Here is a 16,136-nt window from a genome sequence, read left to right as displayed (position 1 = left end):
GAACCCACCCACGCCTAAACCCGTACAGGGGAGGAGGTGAGCTGAATGAACACCGGATGCTGCGGAGACTCGGGCTGCTGCGACGACGATCAGGACTGCTGCTGACACCCCGGTGCCTGCCGGACCCACAAGGAACCGGCAGGCACCACCCACCATCACCAACGGATGAGAATGAGGACAGCATGGATACCACCAAGAACCTTCCCGTTGCCATAATCGGCGCCGGCCCCGTGGGCCTGGCCGCCGCGGCCCACCTGCTCGAGCGCGGCCTCGAGCCGCTAATCTTTGAGGCAGGCACGACGACGGGCGCGGCCATTGAGCAGTGGCGCCACATCCGGCTGTTCTCACCGTGGCAGTTCAACCTCGACGCCGCCGCCTTGCGCCTCCTGGAAAGCACCGGCTGGGAATCGCCCCGTCCCACGGCCCTTCCCTACGGCGGGGAACTCATCGACAACTACCTCGCGCCGCTGGCCGCTCTTCCCGAGATCGCGACCCGGTTGCAGACCGGCGCCCGCGTGATCGCTGTGACCCGGCAGGGCCTGGACAAGACCCACGTCCGGGACCGCGACACCACACCCTTCGTGGTCCGCGTCGAACATCAGGACGGCGAGACGCGCGACCACACCGTCGCTGCGGTCATCGATGCCTCGGGTACCTGGTCGCGGCGCAACCCGCTGGGCACCTCCGGCCTGGCCGCCATCGGTGAGGACGCCGCAGCGGACCGGATCTCCGCCCCGCTCCCGGACGTCACCGGCCGGGACCGGGCAGCCTTCGCCGGCCGCCGGGTCCTGGTGGTCGGCGCGGGCCACTCCGCCGCCAACACCCTCATCAGTCTCGCCGACCTGGCCAAGGACGAACCGGACACCCGGATCCTGTGGGCGGTCCGCGGTGACTCCGCGGCGAAGGTCTACGGCGGCGGCGAAGCCGACGGGCTTCCCGCCCGCGGCCAGCTCGGCGGCCGGGTCCGCCGCCTCGTGGAGGCCGGCAAAATCGAGCTGCACACCAACTTCGGCATCGCTTCCCTCAAGGCACTGGCTTCCGGCGTGACTGTCGAAGCGGTTGACGGCCGCACCCTGGAGGCCGACGTCGTGGTGCCCTGCACCGGCTTCCGGCCGGACTTGGAGATCCTGCGCGAAGTCCGACTCAACCTTGACCCGGCCGTCGAGGCTCCGGTGGAGCTCGGCCCGCTGATTGACCCTGAATTCCATTCCTGCGGCACGGTCCCCCCGCACGGCGCCAAGGTCCTGGCTCAGCCGGACAAGGACTTTTACATTGTCGGCATGAAGTCCTACGGACGGGCACCGACGTTCCTTTTGGCCACCGGCTACGAACAGGTGCGCTCCGTCGCGGCAGCCCTCGCCGGGGACCGTGAAGCCGCGGACACCGTCCACCTCGAACTCCCCGAGACCGGCGTCTGCTCCACCGACGCCGGCACCAGCTGCGACGTCCCCGCATCTGCCGCGGCCACTCCAGCCGCGCAGGAGGCGGGTTACTGCGGAACCCCGGAACCGGTGCTGGTCGGCTTCCCCACCGGCCTGGCCCACGGCCGCTCGGGCATCAACTAGAACTCCTCGCCAATCAAGCAATGGAGTGCTGCCATGACTGAACACCGTGAAACCGGCCTGGAACAGCACGACAACACCGATCTTCTGCACCGCATCAGCGCCCGCCTCTCGGACACGTTCGCCAGCGACCGGTTTGAACGCCCTGGCCAAATCCAACGGGGCCGGTCGCCTCCGAGCTGCCCGAGGCCTTGTTCGTCTGCGTGCAGAACGCCGGCCCTATCTATCCGGGAAAACGCTACGAAGACTGGGAACTGCCGGACCCGGCCGACCAGCCCCTCGACACGGCCGGGAGATCCGCGACCTGATCCACGACCGGGTCAAAACCCTGGTCGCCTCACTCACAAAGGAAACAACGCACCCATGACCCAGGAAACACCCGACGCCCACAAGACCCCCGCAGTGCTCTTCGTGTGCAGCAAGAATGGCGGCAAATCCCAGCTCGCCGCCGGCCTGATGAACCAGCTCGCCGGCGGAGCCGTCACCGTCTACTCAGCCGGCACCAAACCGGGCAAGTCCCTCAACCCGCAGGCCGTGGAGTCACTGACCGAACTCGGCATCGACATCACCGGAGAACACCCCAAGCCCGTCACCGACGAGGTCCTGGACACCGTGGACGCCGTCATCATCCTGGGCACCGAAGCGAAGCTCGAACCGCACGACGGCACCCGCTTCGAGATCTGGGACACGGACGAGCCCTCCGAACGCGGTATTGAAGGCATGGAACGCATGCGCCTGGTCCGGGACGACATTCGGGCCCGGGTTCAGAAGCTTTACGCGGAGCTCACGGGGACCTAGGCATTCCTGCCACCGCTCTGAACCGCTCGTTGTCAGCGATTGACGGCACAGGCGGCAAGGATTGCGGTCGTCGCGTCGCTAAGGGTGATCAGCAGGGCGCCGATCAACCGTGAGACGAGGTCGGTTCCGTCGGGAAAGTAGGGGATCACCAGGTGCTGGGCACTCCAGAAGAACACGACGACGGCCGCTCCCTTCCCGGGAGGTTCCCAGGGCGTCAGGTCGCCTGTGGACCACAGAATCCCTGCAGTCGTCATCTGCGCTAGGAAGGACAGCACGGCACGGGCTGGCAGAAACAGCAGTACCGGCCACCAGAGCAGGCCCCTGTCCGAAACTAGAATCCGGAGGGCGTAGCCTGAAGTCACAACCCGGAGAAGGCCAAAGCTGAAGGGGAACACCATGACGATTCCGCCGCAACGTGAACCAGCACCATTCCCGCCAGATCCAGATCCAGATCCAGATCCAGATCCTGTTCCGGGATCGCCGGATCCGACGTCGCCTCCGGCGCCGGCGCCGGCACCGCCACCGGTTCCAGAGCCAGCCCCTGATTCTCCGGACCCGACGTCCCCTGTACAGCCGGGCCCTGGTCCCGTACCTGAGCCAGGACCACCAACAGAGGATCCCACCCACAGATCCTGAGAGACGCGGCCGGGAGCCCGAAGCCTCTATCTGACGTGCCTGTCGTGCCTGCTGGCGCTGAGTGTCTCCGGTACTTCCAATTTACCGCGCACAAAGGGGCTTGCGGCAAGGCCCCCGTCATGCCTCAAACTGGCTCGGACGTGCCCGGAAGAGGCGCACGGCAAAATAGTGGGAGAGGGGGCTGTGATGGTTGATGTGATCGTTGCCGGAGGCGGTCCGACCGGGATGATGCTGGCGGCTGAGCTGACGCTGGCGGGGGTGGATGCGGCGATTGTGGAGCGCCGCCCGACGACGGAGCTGGTGGGCTCGCGTGCGGGCGGGTTCCACTCGCGGACGATCGAAATCCTCGATCAGCGCGGGATTGCCGACCGGTTCCTCGCAGAGGGCCAGCGCGTCCAGGCGGCGTTCTTCGGGAACACGACGTTGGATGTGAGCGACTTTCCCACGAGGCACCCCTACACGCTCGGCCTGTGGCAGAACCATATTGAGCGGATCCTGGCCGGCTGGATCGGGGAACTGGGCGTGCCAGTCCAACGGGGGCTTGAGGTGGCCGGCTTCGCCCAGGACGGCAGCGGGGTCGACGTGCAACTCGCCGACGGCGGGTCGATGCGCGCGCTGTACCTGGTCGGCGCGGACGGCGGGCGAAGTGCCGTCCGCAAGGCAGCAGGCATCGGGTTCCCCGGCTGGGATGCGACCAGGAGCAGCCTGATCGCCGAAGTGGAGGTGACCGAGGAGACGCCGGCAGGCATGCGCATCGACGAGGTGGGCGTTCACGGGCTGCACGTGATGGAGGACGGGCGGACCATGCGTGTGGTGGTCACCGAGAAGCAACTTGGACCGGCGACCGAGCCCACCTTGGCTGACCTCGGCAAGGCGCTGACCGAGATCTACGACACGGACTTCGGGGTCCACACTCCGACATGGATCTCGCGGTTCACCGACGCCACCCGGCAGGCCGCGGCCTACCGCAGCGGCCGCGTGCTGCTCGCCGGGGACGCCGCGCACATCCATGCTCCTTCCGGCGGCCAGGGGATCGGGCTCGGCATCCAGGACGCCGTGAATCTCGGCTGGAAGCTCGCCCAGGTGGTCAAGGACACTGCGCCGGACAGCCTGCTGGACACCTATCACGCCGAGCGGCACCCCGCCGGCGCCCGCGCGCTGAAGCACACGATGGCACAGTCGATAATGCAGCGGGCGGACCCGCGCATCGGCGCTTTGGCAGACACCGTGATGGGCCTGCTGACCATCGATGAGGCCCGGAAGCAGCTGGGTGGACTCATTTCCGGCCTGGACGTCCGCTACGACCTCGGTGAGGGGCACCCTCTACTGGGGCGCCGCATGCCCGACCTCGACGTCATCACGGCCAACGGACCGCTGCGCGTCTTCGCCCTCCTGCACGATGCCCGTGCGGTGCTGCTCAACCTCGGCGCGCCGGGCAGCATCGACCCGGGGCCATGGGCGGATCGTGTGCGGTTGGTGGACGCCACATACGACGGCGGGTGGGAGCTTCCGGTAATCGGTTCAGTCAGCGCTCCCGCGGCCGTGTTGATCCGGCCCGACGGGCATGTGGCGTGGACGGGAGACGGCACGCAGCCGGGGCTGGAGGACGCGCTGGCCAGCTGGTTCGGGCCTGCGCGGCATTAATCCCGCCCTCCGGGATCATCGTGTCAGCGAGCATGACGAGGATGGCGTTGGCCGAGAGGGCGGTGGTGAACGCGGAGTTGGCAGGTTCAGGTTGTAAGGAGGCCGCGGGCGGCTGCGGTGATATGGCGGGCGGAGATGCCTGCGTCGTCGAGCAGTTCCTGTGGTTTGCCGGAGGCGGGCAGTGCTTTGACGGCGAGTAAGACGACGTGTAGCTCGGGGGTGTCCGTGCCGGCCAGTGCTTCGAGGACGGCGGAGCCGATGCCGCCTTCGGGGTAGTGGTCTTCGGCGACGACGATCCTGCCCCCGGTCGCCTGGCAGGTCCGGCGGAGGGTGTCCGCGTCGATGGGTTTGATGGAGTAGAGGTCAATGACGCGGGCGTTGATCCCGTCTTCGGAGAGCTGATCGGCGGCGGTGAGGCATTCGTGCAGGGTCACGCCGGCGCCGATCAGTGTCACGGCGTCGTCGGGCCCGGCGCGGTGGATTTTGCACCCGCCGAGCGGGAATTGCTCATCTGGTCCGTAGATGACCGGGTAGGCGCCGCGGGTGGCTCGAAGGTAGGAGATTCCTTTGGTGTCTGCCATGGTCTTGACGAGCCGGGCGGTGGAGGGGGCGTCGGCGGGGTAGAGCACACTCGAGGTGTGCACAGCCCGCATGGCGGCGATGTCCTCCAACGCCATTTGCGAGGGGCCGTCCTGGCCGATTTCCACCCCGGCGTGTGTACCGACGAGGCGGATGCTTGCCTGGGAGACTCCTGCCATCCGGATGAAGTCGTAGGGCCGGGATATCAGGAAAGCGGCGAAACTCGCGGCGAACGCGATGTAGCCGCGGACCGAGAGCCCGATCGCGGAGGCGATGAGTTGCTGTTCAGCAATGAACATTTCGAAATACCGTTCCGGGGCGGCATCTTTGAATTCGCCGACGTGGGTCGAGTTTCCGACTTCGCCATCCAGGACAACGATTTCGGGTCGGGCGGCCAGCGCGGACACGGCGGCGCCGAAGGCAGCCCGGGTTGCCACCTCCTCACCCACCTCCCACCGGGGCAAATTGACGGCTGCCCCGGGATTGGGAGTGATCGCTGGCACCCCCGGTTCGGGGAGTGCCGTAGTGATCCGCAGGTCGCTGGGACCGCCGAGGGCTGCCACGGCACGTTCGGCCATGTCCTTCGGAAGCGCTTTGCCGTGCCAGCCGTTCTGGTCCTCGATCTCGGGAACGCCTTTGCCCTTGATGGTTTTGGCGAGAACGACCGTTGGTTGGTCGGGCCGGGATCGTGCGCGGGTGAGCGCGTCGTCGATCGCGGAAATGTCATGGCCGTCGACGACGAGGGGATAGGCTCCGAAGGACTCTACCCGCCGGGCGTATCGGTCCATGTCCCATTGGAGTTCGGTGGGACCGTTCTGGCCCAGGCGGTTGACGTCCACGATGGCGGTGAGATTGCCCAGCCTGTAGTACGCGGCTTTGTCCAGGGCCTCCCAGATGGACCCCTCGGCCAGTTCGCTATCCCCGCACAGGACCCAGGTCTGGTAAGGCAGCCGGTCCAGGTACCGTCCGGCCAGTGCCACTCCGACCGCATCCGGCAGGCCCTGACCCAATGAGCCTGTCGCCACGTCAACCCAGGGCAGGGCTGGTGTGGGGTGGCCTTGCAGCCGGCCGCCGAACTGCCGGTAGGTTTGGATCAGTTCGTCCTCCTCCACCACGCCGACCGCCCGGTACATCGAATAGAGTAGCGGGGAGGCATGGCCCTTTGAAAAAATGAGATGGTCGTTGGTCGCCAGCGACGGTTGGTCCCAGTCATAGCGGAGATGCCGCATGAGGAGGACGGCCATGAGATCCGCAGCCGACAGCGATGACGTGGGATGGCCGGAACCGGCCTGTGTGCTGCACCGGATGGAGTCCACCCGCAGTTGCGCCGCCAGGCTTCCGATAACCTCAGCTTGTGCAGCAGCCATAGGCGCCGCGGGCAGTTCCTGATGTTCGGTCATCGCAATCACCTTTCGCCCTTCATGGGGTCCTCGTGTCCGGGACGGCTAATACCCGTCATACCCCATGCCGGTTCCGGGCGGAAGACGTGTGTTGCCCGCACATTCCGCCCGCGAGCCGGTCACCGGAGACTTTCGCACGCCCAGAGGGGTCTCTGGGGCGCGCCAAACCTCGGCGCCAGCGGATAGGCCATGGTGTTACCGCTCTCCGATCAGGCCGCCGTCCACCTGGTTACGGTCGCAACGGGGGGATGCCCTGTCCCGCGTGCGGGGTCAACCGGCCCGCGGGCCGGGCAAAGGGCGGTGATGTGTCCCATCCCGGCATGCGTCCGGGGCTGGCTTCAGGGCTGTTCACCAATACGCGGCGTATTGGCTCAATCGCGTCCGGTCCGTTGATTGCCATTGGATCGATGACAGCGTTCGGATACCGGGGAGTCTTTGCCGCCTGCGCGATTCTCACGGCGGTGACCCTGGTAGTCATCGAACTGACGGCAAAGACCCGTAAGCAACCTCATCTACTTATGCATGAGGCAGTGGACCGTCATCGCCGGAGGCATCGTCTCTCCAGGGCGATGCGACTGTCGGAACGACCCGCTCTTCATGCAGCACCCGATCCGTACGGACGCGTGATCGCCTCGAGGAAATGCCCGTCAGGATCCGCGAAGTAGACGCCACGTCCACCGTCGTTGTGGTTGATCTGCTCCGGGCGGGACCGTCCCGGGTCCGCCCAATAGGGGATTCCCTGGGCCTGGATCCTTGCGAAGATTCCGTCGAAGTCCTCCTCGCTGACCAGGAAGGCGTAGTGCTGCGGGGAGACGGGCCGGTCCGCCGTGGCGAAATCGAGGGCTACTCCGTGGTCGAGGGGCACGGTCATGAAAGACCACATGGCTTGGGGTTTCGGCAGGCCGAGCACGTTGGCCAGGAACTCCGCCGAACGGCGCTTGTCCGTTGCGTAGACGATGGTGTGGTTGAAAGTGACCGTCATGGTGACCTCCTCGCGGCGATGACAAGGTGATCGATTCTGGAATTCACAACTTAACCGTACCGCTCGGGGCGTTCGAACGATCGGCCCGGTGTGCCTGCCGGCGACTCGCGCTTCGGGACACTAACAACGTTGCTACTCCATCACGAGTAGGACGTCGCTGGCTGCTGAATCGACGCCCGACGAAGATCTCGGCGTGTGGCCTGTGGATGGCCCGACTATGGGACGGGCCGTCGGCTTTGCGGGTGACCCTTCAACTAGTGCGAAGGCCTGATGAGGCCTCGGCGAACGGCAGCACCAGCATGTAGCCGGTCGGCAGATCGCTGCTCCAGCGTCGCGGCTCGCGGACGACGAACTGCGTCGCCAACTGCTCGGGAGTGAGCAGGGTGTTGGGCGCGGGGGACGGTCCCCACTGCTGGTCGCCGTACGGGTAGAGCGGATCTTGGACGCGGATGCCGGTGACCGAGAACTCCCGGAACTGGTCGGGATCACCGAGTGACTCGAAGCCGCTCATCACCCATACGTGGCGACCGCGCCACATGACCAGCCCCACCGGCCGGTCCGTGTCGGCGATGGCGCGCGCCGCAGTCTGCAGCGCTTCCTCATAGTTGGCGATGCTGACAACGGCGTATGGCCCCATCCCGACCTCGGTCACTACCTGCGCCCAACCCAAGGGGTTGGCACCGTTGAACGAGTTGGACGACCGTGCCCTGGCCATCTCCCACAGCTCGCCCTGCTGAACGGGATCGGCCCACGTGCCGGCACCCGTGTCGTCGATGAGGTTGTGCATCATCTGGATGCTCGCCGCCACACACCACTCAAAGGTGTACTGCGGCACGAAGTCCCCCTCCTGGTAGAGGTTGAGGGCGAACGCGTGGGGCACCGGGGTTGGGGCGGGAACCGATGGAGGGGTGGGGGACGGGGTCCGGTGAGGAGCGGGGACGTCATCGCGTGCGGCCGACGGGGCCGAGGAGGTCTGGATCGGTCGATCGGTGGTGCCCTCATCGAGTCTGATCGCGGGCGCGCAGGCCGATAGTAGGGTCGCTAGGATGACGAACCAGACCAGAAGACGGAGCGGGGCACCGATCATGACCGATCCAGTTTATCGCGACGCGGCGGGAATGCGTCGTGCAGGGATGGCAACCATGAGCCTCAAGGCCACCAGCGACCTGTGGTGGAAGAACTCGCTCATCTGCTGCGTAAGGCAGGTTAGCCGGACAGGGTCGATTGGTCTGGTAATGCTGCGCAGGGTGGGCTCACCGCGTCAGGACAGACGTTGGATTTCGCCCGACCGGATCTGGACATGGATCGGCAGCACCATCTGGATGGGAGTATTGCCGACCGGCGCATCGAGCAGCTCGTTGATCGAGGTCTGCCCTTGCAGTTCGCCGGTCTGGTCCCTGTCCATGAATTGACAATATCCGCGCCTAATTGCGGTGAGTACTCAGACACGCATATCAGGAGGCAGCCGGGTTTCAACACGTGGCGCGGGCGTGAGCGTGGATCTCCAGAGTTCTCGCAAACGATCGTTACCGAGAGCGACCGGGCGGGTCGCAGCCCGCCGTTCGGGACTCGTCGCCCGCGATCTGTTCCAAGCACTGGCCGGTGCACCGTGTGCAGTGCCAGGATTGGGGACACGACACACGTGTAGGGCAGAGAAGGCTCGTGGACGGCTCCCGGGACGACAGCCGCACCCGAAACGGGATACGCGTCGGTGAACGGGCTCCACATCTAGTAACGCCCAGACGTGTCACCGGGTTATCCACGCCGCAGGCGACCGCCGCCGGTGGCCTGCGGAGTGTCATATGTGTCGGCAGATTTCTGCGGAAGAGCACCATGGAGCCGCCGCAAACATGTCCCTCAAAGCCGGAGATTCCGGCCCGGTTCAGGGGCCGATCCGCTAAGCTTGCCGAAGCCGATCAGTTCCGGCGAATCATTGGGGGAACAATGCGCACGACAACTTTCCGGGCAGGTCTGTGCCTGAGCATCCTGGGCGCAGGCAAGAGGCCCACCAGAACCTCCCGCGAACCGGACACCAGGCCAACTATTGAAAGGCTCCACATGCGCCTCCCCGTCAGGAATTCGATCACCGCTGCAACCGCCGTTGCCGCCGCATTTATCCTCAGCGGATGTTCCACCGCCGCACCAGCTCCGGCGCCCGAACCCACGACCGAGACCTCGTCCTCCGCCGCGCCGGCACCTGCTGGTGCCAACCTTGCCGACGCCGTATCCGGATGCGGACTTGACGGCGCCGACGGTGTAGAGCTGACCGCGGACGGGACAAAGCTCTCCATCGACACTAAGGGTCCCCGGGAAACCTCCGGAGCAGCGATGACCGACGTTCAATGCGTTCTGGGCGCCCTGGAAGTCCCGAAAGACATCACGTCGATGATGAAGCTCACCACCTCCACGGCAGAACCCACCGACGCTGCGTGGGAAAATCTGGGCTTCGCCTGGAACTACAGCCCGGAAAATCACTTCCGGCTCGCCATCGTCCACGTCTGAGTATCCCGGGACGCCAACGGCTGGACGGTGAGCACCGGCCGCCGAGGAGTTCGATGTGTCCAGGGGGACGATCCGCCAGGCTCTCGGTGAATTGCAGCGACGTCGGCTCATTTCGATCCGGTCGGGCATAGGTTCCTTCGTGACCTTCGACGGACATGCCTTGGATCGGCGCTTGGGATGGCTCAAGCCTTGCGGCGTCTGGCAGCAACGTCAGCACACACGTCCTGAGGAAAGGACGGTTCCCAGATACAGGTGTCCAGAACTCATCTTCCGACTTCCAGCCTTCGTCGATGGTCCGGGCACCCCGGACCATGTCCTGGAGCGCCTTGGACTGTCCACGCGTCGAGTCTTTCGCGTCCCCGGTGGCCCGGAAGCCTATCGTCGATTGTTGACAATTGGTAGGATGGGGAAGTGTCATTCCAACGAGGCAGACACGTACTACAGGGCGCAGCCCAAGAAGGAGCAACTATGGTCAACGCGACCGTTATGAGCGATGCAACAACCGCAAGCCCGGGGGAGCACAACCCCAAGGAAACCGCGATTCAGGCCGGGCAAACCGAAGCGTCCTTCCGTCTTTGGAACAGAGACGGTCTGAAGACCGGCATCTGGGAAGTAACTCCGGGAGAGTTCAAGAGCACCCGTCCCGGCTACGACGAGATCTGCCAAATCCTGAGCGGGCGCGGAACCATTACCGAACCGGACGGCAACAGCTTCGATATCGGACCCGGTACCCTGTTCGTGACCCCCGCGGGCTGGGAGGGTCACTGGACCATCCACGAGACGCTCCGCAAGATGTGGGTAGTGGCGGATGTTCCCGCCACAACTGAATAATCGGGGAAAACCAACAAGGCGAAACCTAGCCGGTAAAACTCTCTTTGCACCGGCGAACTGCTCCCCGGAAGTTGGACTGACAAATTTCAGTCTCGACTTCCGGGGAGCATGCATTTGGATTGATTGAATCTACGCCCCGCTGAGCACGCGCGCCAGATAAGGTCCGGCTGTCCCAGGCGCGCGCAAGAGTCTCCGCCGGGTAATCGAGCACTTGCGCGTGCTGGTGATTGCCGCAGTCACCGGCGTCGCATTGCGTGGAGGATTCGCATGCGGCAGCGGCCCTTCCCTGCCCGCGTGCAGTCGCAGCCACCACGAGTGCTCGCGTTCTGGCCAGCGAATCCCCGGCCCCGCACGCCGTGAACCTCCTCAGCACCGCGAACGATGCCGGAAGCACTGGCTAGCCCTTCGGTTGCAATCCCGCCTGTTCTACGAGTTCAGACAGCCATGGTCGATGGCCTTGGTGGAAAACCATTCCGTCGGGCAGCCCCTGGACTTTGGGTACGGAATTGGTGATTTCTATGGTGATCCGGCCGCCCGCCATGGGCGCGTTGGTGATGTGCAGGTCACCGTAGGAGTCGGGGAGCACTGGGTCCAGCCAAAATCCGCCGCGGGAAACGTGTGTGTCATAGCGCATCAGGCTTGTTACTAGCTGGATCGGGGTGGTCGCCGCCCAGGCCTGGGGGGAGCACGCCGTCGGATAGGGCACTGGCTCAGCGAACTGCTCCCGGCTGAAGCCGCAGAACAGCTCCGGCAGTCGCCCGCCCGAATATTCGGCCGCTTCCAGGAGGGCGGTGGAGATCCGCTTTGCCTGCTCCACAAAGCCGTAGCGCATGAGGCCGGCCACGATAACGGCATTGTCATGGGGCCAGACCGACCCGTTGTGGTAGCTGGCCGGATTGTAGGCGCCCATGTCGCTGGCGAGGGTGCGCACGCCCCAACCGCTGAACATCTCGGGGGACATGAGCCGTTCGACCACCATGGGCGCCTTGTCTTCATCCACGAGGCCCACCCAAAGGCAGTGTCCCATGTTGGATGCGCACGCATCGACCTGCCGCTTCTTGCCGTCCAGGGCGATGGCGTAGTAGCCGCGCTCGGGGATCCAGAACTGTTCGTTGAACCGTTTCTTCAGCTGAGCGGCCTCATCGGCGAGTTGGGACGCCAAAGGTGCGTCGCCGGCGTCGTAGGCGATCCATGCACGGGCCATGTACGCGTCAAAGACGTATGCTTGCACTTCGCACAGTGCGATCGGCGCCTCGGCCATGGTGCCGTCGGCGAAGTTGATGCCGTCCCAGGAGTCCTTCCAGCCTTGGTTGATGAGACCGCTGGGGTTGAGTCGCTGATACTCGACGAATCCGTCGCCGTCCTTGTCGCCGTAGTTCCGGATCCAGTCGAGTGCCCGGTCCGCGTGCGGCAGCAGAGCGGCGATGGTGTCCTTTGCGAAGCCCCAGCGGCTCACTGTTCCAAGTATCGTCACGAACAGCGGGGTGGCGTCCACGCTGCCGTAGTAGACGTTTTTTCCGCCCAGGGAAAGACCGCTTGAGACGTCGAGCCCGACCTCGTGCAGGATTTTCCCCGGCTCTTCCTCGCTTACCGGGTCCACCACGCTGCCCTGGCGGTCAGCCAGCGTCTGGAGCGTTCCGAGGGCAAGTGAGGGGTCCACCGGCATGGACATTTCTGACGCCCACAGTGAGTCCCTGCCGAACAGGGTCATGAACCACGGGGCCCCGGCGGCCACCACAACACGCTCAGGGTGGTTCGGATCCTCGATGCGAAGCGCACCCAAGTCATCGTAGCTGCGCCGCAACGTCCGTTCGATGGACTGGTTGCCCATATGCAGCTTGGGAATCTTGTCGACCCACTCCTGACGGCGGCGGTCCCGGGGGGATATTTCCTCCCCGTCTGTGTGGATGAACGACGGCGGGGGAGGACTTGCAGCATCGTTGCTGGGCACGGCGGTGAGGATGGTAGACCACTGGCTGCGGGCACCGACTGACACGCGGTAAGAAAGGGTGTCCTGCGTGACGTGGGCGCCCGGAGCCTGTACCAGGATGCCCTTCCGGACGTCCTGCCAGACGCCCCGGATGGTCAGCGAATCGCCGTCAACCTGCCGCGTTTGCTCCCAGCGCCGCTGGATACGGGCCTCTTTGACCTCGAAAAGATCTGCGAAATCCGCTTCAGGCCTCACCGAGATTACGCATTCAGTCGGCACGAGGGAGAAATTGCGAACGGTGATTTGCTCCTGGATGCCAGCCCCTACTTCACGCAGTCGTTCCACAATCAAAGGGCTGTCTGCATACCCGTCCGAGCGGGTAACGCGCCCCGCGAAAAGCGCCCTGTACGGTTCCTTGGTCTGCGCCGCCAGCGGCTCCAGCGGTTGGCCGTTAACGGTCAGGCTCCAGCCGGATAGGATGCGCGTGTCCTGGAAGAAGACTCCGTGCGGGTACTCAGGGTGCATGTCCCCGTTTGGCAGGGAAATGCAGAACGAAGATCCTTCGACCAAAGTGACCGTTCCGGGCCCGAGCGGGCCGGCCGCTGTGTCGGCATTCCATCCAGCCATCCCGGCCCCCTCGAAGAACCAAGCCGACTGCCAGGCCCCGGGCCATCCTGCTGTTCGGCATCGTCGTGTTCTTTTTCGACGCTACTCCTGCTTGCCCCCGGATGCCAGACGGCTCGTTGACGGCGGCGAGACATGAAGAAGACCTCCGGGGGTGGCGTCTGGCTGCATGAAACCACGAACAGACTCGACGGGGTCTCGCAGTCGCCTGCATGCTGCTCGGCTACGGAATTGGGAAGAGGGTCATGGAACACCATCTCCGGCCCCTTCGCCGACGCAGCAGTCACTGGAACGCTCCTTGTTGAGTGTGAACAGCGAGGAGGACCGAACCCAGGGCAAGGATTCCCGTACCGATGTGCAACAGTGAGAAAACTTTGAACCCTTTCTTACGGCTTGCTGCTGTAGCTGACCAGGCTACGGGCGTGACTGCGCTGGAGCTGGTCACGAGCGCTGCTGCGATGAGCACGATCAGGCTGAGCATCAAACCTCCTCGATGGACGTCCCGGAAAAGCTCTCGTATCCCGGCGCTCCCATGGCCGTCTTAGCGGGAGGAGTCATCGTCGGAAATCAGCAACTCGTAGTCGTCCTCTACGTGGAACAGCCGGCGGTCACCGATCCCGTCTGTAACCCAGATCGTTCGGCCATCATCACTGCGGTCATCAATAGAGCCCTTGTGGTACGCCACGCCTTGCAGGCTAAGAGTCACAACCTGTCCTCGCTCGAGGGACGTCCATATTGATACACCACGGCTTTGTCGCATTTTGGTGCCTTCCTGGTCCGGCTTCGTGAGCAAGTGTGGCCCCCTACGGATCAGCCCCGCATCCCATGCCCGCCCCCCCGAGCGGCCTGCTGCTCAGACCGGTTCTGTCGGAACTCTTCGGGATGCCATCTGGCTCGTACACAAATGCGAAATTCCATTGAAAGTCTATCGTCAATTGTTGACAATTGCTATGTTGAATATCACTGAACCGGAGGGCACCAGCTTCGATAAAGGCCCCGGTTCCCACTTCGTGACGCCTGCGGGCTGGGAGGGCAACTGGACGATCCACGAAACCCTGCGCAATGTGGGTCCTAGAGGACATTCCCGCCACGACCGACTAATCCGGGAACGCCTGGCAGTATCGGGGAGGCCAATAGTCGTTGCCGCATCCGCGGCCAATTCTTCGGGCGAATCCCGAAAGAGCCCCCCGTGCAGCAGAGACTGTCCGGGGGCTCTAGTCCACCTCAGCGGGAGGGGTTTCCCCAGTGGTGCTGTCATTGGCTTGAGTTTGTGCGGTGAGATCCTCAACGGCCTTTTGCATGTGCTGCTTGATGGCCTTGAGTAATCCTTTTCTGTCGCCTGTTTCGAGGAGATCCAGAAGGTTCTGGTGTTCCTCCACCAGAACGTCCGCTCGGGGGTAGGAAACTTCAAGATTGAGCATGCACATCCTGGATTCCGCTGCGAGTGTCTTGTAAATCCGGATCAGGCGGGTGTTGCCTGCGCCGGCAACGAAGGAGGTATGGAATTCCATGTCCAGCCGCGCGATTGCCTGCCAGTCGGACACGGCAACCTGCTTTGCCATGTCTTTGAGGATCCCCTTCAGCACTTGGCAGGTGTCGTTGATCTGCGCTTGCCCGGCGTCCAACAGTGTATTTGCGGCGGTTGATTCGACGGCCTCGCGGACGGCGTAGATCTCCTTGATATCGGCGGTCGAAAGCTCCAGGACGAAGACTCCACGGTTGCGATGGCTCACCAGAATCCCCTCCTGGGCCAGCCGCTGCAACGCCTCGCGGACAGGACCCCGGGAGGTGCGCAGCTGGCTCGAAAGGACAGATTCATTAATCTGCTGTCCGGGACGGAAGACGCCCTGGACGATTTGCTCCCGTAATTGATCCGCGATCAGTTGCGCTGTGGGCCTTCCCTCCAGCACAAACAGTCCTTCCGGCGCCGTCGTTGACATTCCTTCATCTCCCTCTCGTAGGCGTAACAATGTTCAGGCAGGTGGAACTACCAAGGCCCATGATGCCCGGCTTTCCATCCATCATTCAGAGCACCTTATCCAGAAAGGCCTTGGTCCGGGGCTCTTTTGGATTGGCGAGGACCGCCCGTGCATCGCCGCGTTCGACGACGAATCCGTCGTCCATGAAGATCAGGGAGTCAGCCACTTCACGGGCGAAGCCCATTTCATGGGTGACCACCACCATGGTCATGCCCTTCTTTGCCAGGTCCTGCATGACCGCGAGGACTTCACCGACTTTTTCGGGATCCAGGGCGGAGGTGGGTTCGTCGAAGAGCATGATCTGCGGGTCCATGGCCAGGGACCGGGCGATCGCGACGCGCTGCTGCTGCCCGCCGGAAAGCTGCGCGGGATAGTAGTCGCCGAAACCGGCCAGGCCGACACTTGCGAGCAGCTCCTGGGCCTGCTTGGCCGACTCTTTCCTGTCAGCACCCTTGACCAGCACGGGGCCGGCCATGACGTTTTCCCGGGCGGTCATGTTGGGAAAGAGGTTGAACTGCTGGAAAACCATACCGATTCTGGTGCGCTGTTGGGCGATTTCCTTCTTGCTGAGGGCATGGAACGCGGTTTCGGATTCGTAATAGCCGAAGTCTTCGCCGTTGACTTTGAGAACTCCTGAATCGACGGTCTCCAGGCCGTTGATGCAGCGCA

At 64.2% G+C, this 16,136-nt stretch carries 15 protein-coding genes and 1 pseudogene; 6 read left to right on the top strand and 10 right to left on the bottom strand.

All coding sequences use genetic code 11. The annotated features are described in order from the left end of the window. Window positions 1-182: 182 nt before the first annotated feature. On the top strand, window positions 183-1,565 hold the full coding sequence (locus tag J7I79_RS24015; protein ID WP_214957795.1) for an FAD-dependent oxidoreductase: 1,383 nt from the start codon (window positions 183-185) through the stop codon (window positions 1,563-1,565). Window positions 1,566-1,925: 360 nt separating this feature from the next. Further along, window positions 1,926-2,360, top strand: coding sequence for a low molecular weight phosphatase family protein (locus J7I79_RS24010; protein WP_214957794.1), 435 nt, complete (start codon window positions 1,926-1,928; stop codon window positions 2,358-2,360). Window positions 2,361-2,392: 32 nt separating this feature from the next. Here J7I79_RS24010 and J7I79_RS24005 read toward each other — a convergent pair whose 3' ends face one another. Beyond that, window positions 2,393-2,614, bottom strand: coding sequence for a hypothetical protein (locus J7I79_RS24005; protein WP_214957792.1), 222 nt, complete (start codon window positions 2,612-2,614; stop codon window positions 2,393-2,395). 568 nt (window positions 2,615-3,182) lie between these two features. Between J7I79_RS24005 and J7I79_RS24000 the strand changes: the two genes are divergently transcribed. Next, window positions 3,183-4,640, top strand: coding sequence for an FAD-dependent monooxygenase (locus tag J7I79_RS24000; protein WP_214957790.1), 1,458 nt, complete (start codon window positions 3,183-3,185; stop codon window positions 4,638-4,640). 86 nt (window positions 4,641-4,726) lie between these two features. Here J7I79_RS24000 and J7I79_RS23995 read toward each other — a convergent pair whose 3' ends face one another. The 4 genes from J7I79_RS23995 to J7I79_RS23980 all read right to left on the bottom strand — a co-directional run bounded on the left by J7I79_RS23995 (window position 4,727) and on the right by J7I79_RS23980 (window position 9,006). Then, window positions 4,727-6,619, bottom strand: coding sequence for a transketolase (locus J7I79_RS23995; RefSeq protein WP_251043240.1), 1,893 nt, complete (start codon window positions 6,617-6,619; stop codon window positions 4,727-4,729). 595 nt (window positions 6,620-7,214) lie between these two features. Next, window positions 7,215-7,601 (bottom strand): VOC family protein, encoded by a 387-nt coding sequence (locus J7I79_RS23990; RefSeq protein WP_214957788.1) that lies wholly within the window; start codon window positions 7,599-7,601, stop codon window positions 7,215-7,217. A gap of 250 nt (window positions 7,602-7,851) precedes the next feature. Next, window positions 7,852-8,481, bottom strand: a complete 630-nt coding sequence (locus tag J7I79_RS24530; RefSeq protein ID WP_311380663.1) for a hypothetical protein — start codon at window positions 8,479-8,481, stop codon at window positions 7,852-7,854. A 381-nt stretch (window positions 8,482-8,862) separates the two neighbouring features. Then, window positions 8,863-9,006: a hypothetical protein gene (locus J7I79_RS23980; protein WP_214957785.1), complete on the bottom strand. Its 144-nt coding sequence runs from the start codon at window positions 9,004-9,006 to the stop codon at window positions 8,863-8,865. Window positions 9,007-9,545: 539 nt separating this feature from the next. On the opposite strand from J7I79_RS23980, the gene J7I79_RS23975 reads away from it, so the two are divergent. From J7I79_RS23975 to J7I79_RS23965, 3 genes and pseudogenes are all read left to right on the top strand, one after another. Next, window positions 9,546-10,103, top strand: a complete 558-nt coding sequence (locus J7I79_RS23975) for a hypothetical protein (RefSeq protein WP_214957783.1) — start codon at window positions 9,546-9,548, stop codon at window positions 10,101-10,103. Between the two features lie 52 nt (window positions 10,104-10,155). Beyond that, window positions 10,156-10,593: pseudogene (locus J7I79_RS24840) on the top strand (hypothetical protein); the annotation flags it as partial. Further along, window positions 10,572-10,934, top strand: a complete 363-nt coding sequence (locus J7I79_RS23965) for a cupin domain-containing protein (protein ID WP_214957779.1) — start codon at window positions 10,572-10,574, stop codon at window positions 10,932-10,934. The pseudogene J7I79_RS24840 and the gene J7I79_RS23965, both read left to right, overlap by 22 nt. A 397-nt stretch (window positions 10,935-11,331) precedes the next feature. Here the strand turns inward: J7I79_RS23965 and J7I79_RS23960 are convergent, their stop codons facing one another. From J7I79_RS23960 to J7I79_RS23940, 5 genes are all read right to left on the bottom strand, one after another. Further along, window positions 11,332-13,491, bottom strand: coding sequence for a glycogen debranching N-terminal domain-containing protein (locus tag J7I79_RS23960; RefSeq protein ID WP_214957777.1), 2,160 nt, complete (start codon window positions 13,489-13,491; stop codon window positions 11,332-11,334). Between the two features lie 280 nt (window positions 13,492-13,771). Beyond that, a complete protein-coding gene (locus J7I79_RS23955) occupies window positions 13,772-13,969 on the bottom strand; it encodes a hypothetical protein (RefSeq protein ID WP_214957775.1) in 198 nt (65 codons plus the stop codon). A 60-nt stretch (window positions 13,970-14,029) separates the two neighbouring features. After that, the gene (locus J7I79_RS23950; protein WP_214957773.1) at window positions 14,030-14,194 is read right to left on the bottom strand and encodes a hypothetical protein; all 165 of its coding nucleotides are present in this window, start codon (window positions 14,192-14,194) and stop codon (window positions 14,030-14,032) included. Between the two features lie 508 nt (window positions 14,195-14,702). Then, window positions 14,703-15,428 carry a GntR family transcriptional regulator gene (locus J7I79_RS23945; protein WP_214957772.1) on the bottom strand — a complete coding sequence of 242 codons (726 nt, stop codon included), beginning with the start codon at window positions 15,426-15,428 and terminating at the stop codon, window positions 14,703-14,705. Window positions 15,429-15,513: 85 nt separating this feature from the next. Next, the coding region (locus tag J7I79_RS23940; RefSeq protein WP_214957770.1) for an amino acid ABC transporter ATP-binding protein at window positions 15,514-16,136 on the bottom strand (623 nt) is incomplete at its 5' end.

The sequence above is a fragment of the Arthrobacter sp. ISL-69 genome (assembly GCF_018613775.1).
Classification (GTDB): domain Bacteria; phylum Actinomycetota; class Actinomycetes; order Actinomycetales; family Micrococcaceae; genus Arthrobacter.
The sequence above is the reverse complement of the archived record's forward strand: the minus strand, read 5'-3'. Positions and strand labels throughout refer to the sequence as shown.

Coding starts and splice junctions, on each gene's coding strand:
- J7I79_RS23955 (WP_214957775.1), bottom strand. CDS start 13,969: ATGCTCAGCCTGATCGTGCTCATCGCAGCAGCGCTCGTGACCAGCTCC.
- J7I79_RS24010 (WP_214957794.1), top strand. CDS start 1,926: ATGACCCAGGAAACACCCGACGCCCACAAGACCCCCGCAGTGCTCTTC.
- J7I79_RS23995 (WP_251043240.1), bottom strand. CDS start 6,619: ATGACCGAACATCAGGAACTGCCCGCGGCGCCTATGGCTGCTGCACAA.
- J7I79_RS23960 (WP_214957777.1), bottom strand. CDS start 13,491: ATGGCTGGATGGAATGCCGACACAGCGGCCGGCCCGCTCGGGCCCGGA.
- J7I79_RS24000 (WP_214957790.1), top strand. CDS start 3,183: ATGGTTGATGTGATCGTTGCCGGAGGCGGTCCGACCGGGATGATGCTG.
- J7I79_RS23990 (WP_214957788.1), bottom strand. CDS start 7,601: ATGACGGTCACTTTCAACCACACCATCGTCTACGCAACGGACAAGCGC.
- J7I79_RS23945 (WP_214957772.1), bottom strand. CDS start 15,428: ATGTCAACGACGGCGCCGGAAGGACTGTTTGTGCTGGAGGGAAGGCCC.
- J7I79_RS24015 (WP_214957795.1), top strand. CDS start 183: ATGGATACCACCAAGAACCTTCCCGTTGCCATAATCGGCGCCGGCCCC.
- J7I79_RS23975 (WP_214957783.1), top strand. CDS start 9,546: ATGCGCACGACAACTTTCCGGGCAGGTCTGTGCCTGAGCATCCTGGGC.
- J7I79_RS24005 (WP_214957792.1), bottom strand. CDS start 2,614: ATGACGACTGCAGGGATTCTGTGGTCCACAGGCGACCTGACGCCCTGG.
- J7I79_RS23980 (WP_214957785.1), bottom strand. CDS start 9,006: ATGGACAGGGACCAGACCGGCGAACTGCAAGGGCAGACCTCGATCAAC.
- J7I79_RS23965 (WP_214957779.1), top strand. CDS start 10,572: ATGGTCAACGCGACCGTTATGAGCGATGCAACAACCGCAAGCCCGGGG.